Consider the following 3,388-nt stretch of genomic DNA (forward strand, 5'->3'; position numbering starts at 1 on the left):
TCGATCTATCCCGAGCCTGGAACTATGCCGAGGCTCAGGACGCCCGGTTAGGAAATCTGTTCCGGTCATAGTCCTTTCGGGTTGTTTAGTGTCGGATGTTCGGCATAGTTACAGGCTTTCCAGGAAGGCCAGCAGCGCATCGTCGGGGCGGTAGCGGCCGGGTGATGCCGACGTGGGGGTGGTGAGTTCGAGCGCCCGCTGTTTGATGGTCATGTCCGCGTGCAGGTAGACATTGGTGGAGCGGAGGTCGGCGTGGCCTAGCCAAAGCGCGATAACCGCAGTGTCGACGCCGGCGTGAAGCAGCGCCATCGCGCAACTGTGCCGCAGCACGTGGGGATGCAGCTGGTCGGGTTTGATCGTGGGACAGCGTTTGGCGGCTGTAGCCGCATGGCCACGGACCAGACGTTCGACCGCATCGGTGCTCAACCTCCGTCCGGTGCGGGTAGGGAACAGTGGGCGATCCCCGACGTCGCCGCGTTCGGCCATCCAAACTCGCAGGACGGCCCGGGTCTGCGATGTCAGCGGAACGGCCCGATGTTTTCGTCCCTTGCCGAGACAGCGGACGTTCGCTCCGGACCCGAGAGTGATATCACCGCAGTTCAATCCCGTCAGCTCAGAAACCCGCAGGCCGGTCTGAATCGCCAACAACAGCAAGGCGCGGTCGCGGCGGCCCTCCCATCGATCGCAGTCTGGCGCGTCGATCAGCGCGTCGATCTCGGCGGTGGTCAGAAACGACACCAACTGCTTGTCGAACCGCTTCGCGGGAATGGCCAGGACCCGCTGAATCAGCTCGGCATGTTCGGGATGACACAGCGCCGCGTAGGCGAACAGCGACCGGATCGCGGTCAGCCGCAGATTGCGGGTCCTTGGACTGTTGCCGCGGGCGGTTTCGAGATGCTCCAAGAACGCGGTGATCACGTCGACGTCGAGATCGCTCCAGTCCAGTGTGACCGGCAGCTTGGCCGTCCGCTGCTGAACGAACTCGAACAGCAGCTTCAACGAGTCTCGGTAGGACGTGATCGTGCGCGGGCTGACATGACGGTGTTTGACCAGCCGTTCGGTGAAGAATCTTTGCAGGGTGGGTGCGACCGGACTCATCGCGCCTCTCCTTCCCGTGACAGCTCCAGCTGCTGCGCTGCCAGCGCCAATAGTTCCGGTGCCGCGGAGAGATACCAATATGTCGACCTCGGATCGCGGTGGCCCAGATAGGTCGACAGCGTCGGTAGTTTCGCTTCGACATCGTCGCCCGCCTGATACCAACCGAGCAGCGTCCGAACCGCGAAAGTGTGTCTCAGGTCGTGGATTCGCGGCGGCCGTGCGGCCTGGGAACCGGTTCCAGTGTGGTCGCAGAGATTTCGGAACACATCGTGGACACACTGGTAGCTCATCCTGCCGCCTCGGATCGAGACGAAGAACGCCGGCGTCGTGGGGCGGGAGCACTTCTGCTCGCGGATTCGGCGATAACGGTCGAGCGCTGCCAGGGTCGACGGCAGTATGGGCACCAGTCGCGACTTGCCGAACTTCGACTCCCGGATCAGCAGAGTCCCCTCCTGCCAGTCGATGTCGGCTCGGTCGAGGCTGATCACCTCGCCGACCCGCATGCCGGTTACCGCGAGCAGCCCGATGAGCGTCGAGTGGGTCGCCGCAGGCAACGGCCACCGCAAACCCTGCGCCGCGGCCATGAGTGCGTCGATATCGCCGGGCTCGAAAATGAACGGTGGGTGCCAACGCTTGGGAAACGCGATGAGACCTGCCGGAGGGATCTGGGTTCGCGGATCGATTCCGGCCATATGTCGGGCAAAGCCGCGGGCGATGGTCATCCGTCTGGCCGCCACGCTGGTCATCGGATCGACATCGGGTCCGTATGCCCAGGCCAGAGCTGCCGCGACGGTGACGGTGGGAGCCTCGGTGTCGTCGAGATAGGCGACGAATCGAGGAAGCAGGCGATGGTATTCGGCCAGATCGTGGCCCAAGCGGTTGCGCAGCCGTAGATAGTCGACTGCGGCTTCGGATAGGGCACTCATCGCTGTGCCTCCGGCCAGGGCAGGGCGATGGTACGCAGAGTCGTCGAATCGACCTTCGCATAGATCGCGGTGGTCGCCAGATCGCGGTGACGGAGCACCTGGCTGATGTCGGTCAGCGTGACGCCGCGTCGCAACATCTCCGTGGCTAGCGAATGCCGTAGTCGATGCGCGCCCACCCTCGCAAGCCCGGCTCGATCGCAGGCGCGGCGGGTCACGTCGCCGACCAGGTCCGGGCGAATACCCCGAATGGGGGCATTGCAGGCCAGAAACACCGGTCGAAGTGGGGTCGCGGGGCGAGCTTGCGACAGATAGGCGCTCAATGCCTCACCCACCTCAGCGGGAAGCGGCATGCCGTCCTCTCGGGAGGCCTTACCTCGCAGGACGATCTGGCCGCCACGCCAGTCGATGTCTCCCAACTCGAGCCGCGACACCTCGATCGACCGTAGACCCAGCCGCGCGACCAGTATGAGGATCGCGTAGTCCCGGATCCCGATCGGATCGGTCCGATCGCAATGGTCCAGCAGGGACTGGACCTCGGTGGCGGTGATCGACTTCGGGATGCCGGTGTCGTGCCAACCGGCGACCGGCGGCACCACTGTCGTCAACAATCGCGGTGTCCAGCCGCGCAGATACAAGAACTTCAGCAGCGACCGCAGTTCGGCCACCCGCCCCTTGGCACCGCCGACGCTGAGTCGTTCGCTCTCCTGGATCAGGAAAGCGACGATGCGTTTGCCATCGAGAGAAGCCACGTCGATACCGCCATCGCCGCCATGCTGTTCAAGGAACCGTCGAGCGAGCTTTTCGTATCGGATGATCGTCGTCTCGGACAGGCCGCGATCGGTAACGAGCCATGCGCGATAATCTGCAAGGAGCATCTCCATAGGCGAAGACGGTGACGGCAGATCGCCGACAACGCCTTCCCCACGAAGAAACCCCAGCAACGGGTCAAGACTCCGGATACTCGGCACTCGCCGCATCCCGCGGCGCCGGCAATCGTCTATGAACTCTACAAACGCCGCTGAGCCCAACTCACCTGGGGAAACGTCACGACGCTCCATCCACCGGCCGAGACTGCCGACCACCTTCAGCATCTCTCGAGTCGTCTCGGGTGTGTAACCCAATTCCGTCAACCTGATCCGGAAGCCCCAAATATGCGGGCCCATGCGTCCAGGCTTTCTCCGTGTTCCAGCCATGACCTCGCCTCCGTCCCGGAGCACCCTGCTCCGATAACAGAAGCGTCGACTCAGACCCGGAACTATGCCTACCCTTCGGCGCCATCGATTCGGACCCGCAAAGCGACACAAAGACTTTCCAATTCAGGCTGCTCGCCCCTCGGCATAGTTCCAGGCTCGGGATAGATCGAT

Annotated in this window: 3 protein-coding genes; all 3 read right to left on the reverse strand. The window is 63.5% G+C overall.

Features of this window, described 5'->3' with window-relative positions:
* Positions 1-108 precede the first annotated feature (108 nt).
* From P3H15_RS53290 to P3H15_RS53300, 3 genes are read right to left on the reverse strand one after another with little or no spacing between them, the layout of a single operon-like run.
* Positions 109-1,098, reverse strand: coding sequence for a tyrosine-type recombinase/integrase (locus P3H15_RS53290; protein WP_276144708.1), 990 nt, complete (start codon positions 1,096-1,098; stop codon positions 109-111).
* Positions 1,095-2,024 carry a tyrosine-type recombinase/integrase gene (locus P3H15_RS53295; RefSeq protein WP_276144709.1) on the reverse strand — a complete coding sequence of 310 codons (930 nt, stop codon included), beginning with the start codon at positions 2,022-2,024 and terminating at the stop codon, positions 1,095-1,097. Before P3H15_RS53295 ends, P3H15_RS53290 begins: the two co-directional genes overlap by 4 nt.
* Positions 2,021-2,905 (reverse strand): site-specific integrase, encoded by an 885-nt coding sequence (locus P3H15_RS53300; RefSeq protein ID WP_276144710.1) that lies wholly within the window; start codon positions 2,903-2,905, stop codon positions 2,021-2,023. The genes P3H15_RS53295 and P3H15_RS53300 overlap by 4 nt, the downstream gene beginning before the upstream one ends.
* Positions 2,906-3,388 lie beyond the last annotated feature (483 nt).

The organism is Rhodococcus sp. T2V (genome assembly GCF_029269925.1).
Lineage (GTDB): Bacteria > Actinomycetota > Actinomycetes > Mycobacteriales > Mycobacteriaceae > Rhodococcus_F > Rhodococcus_F koreensis.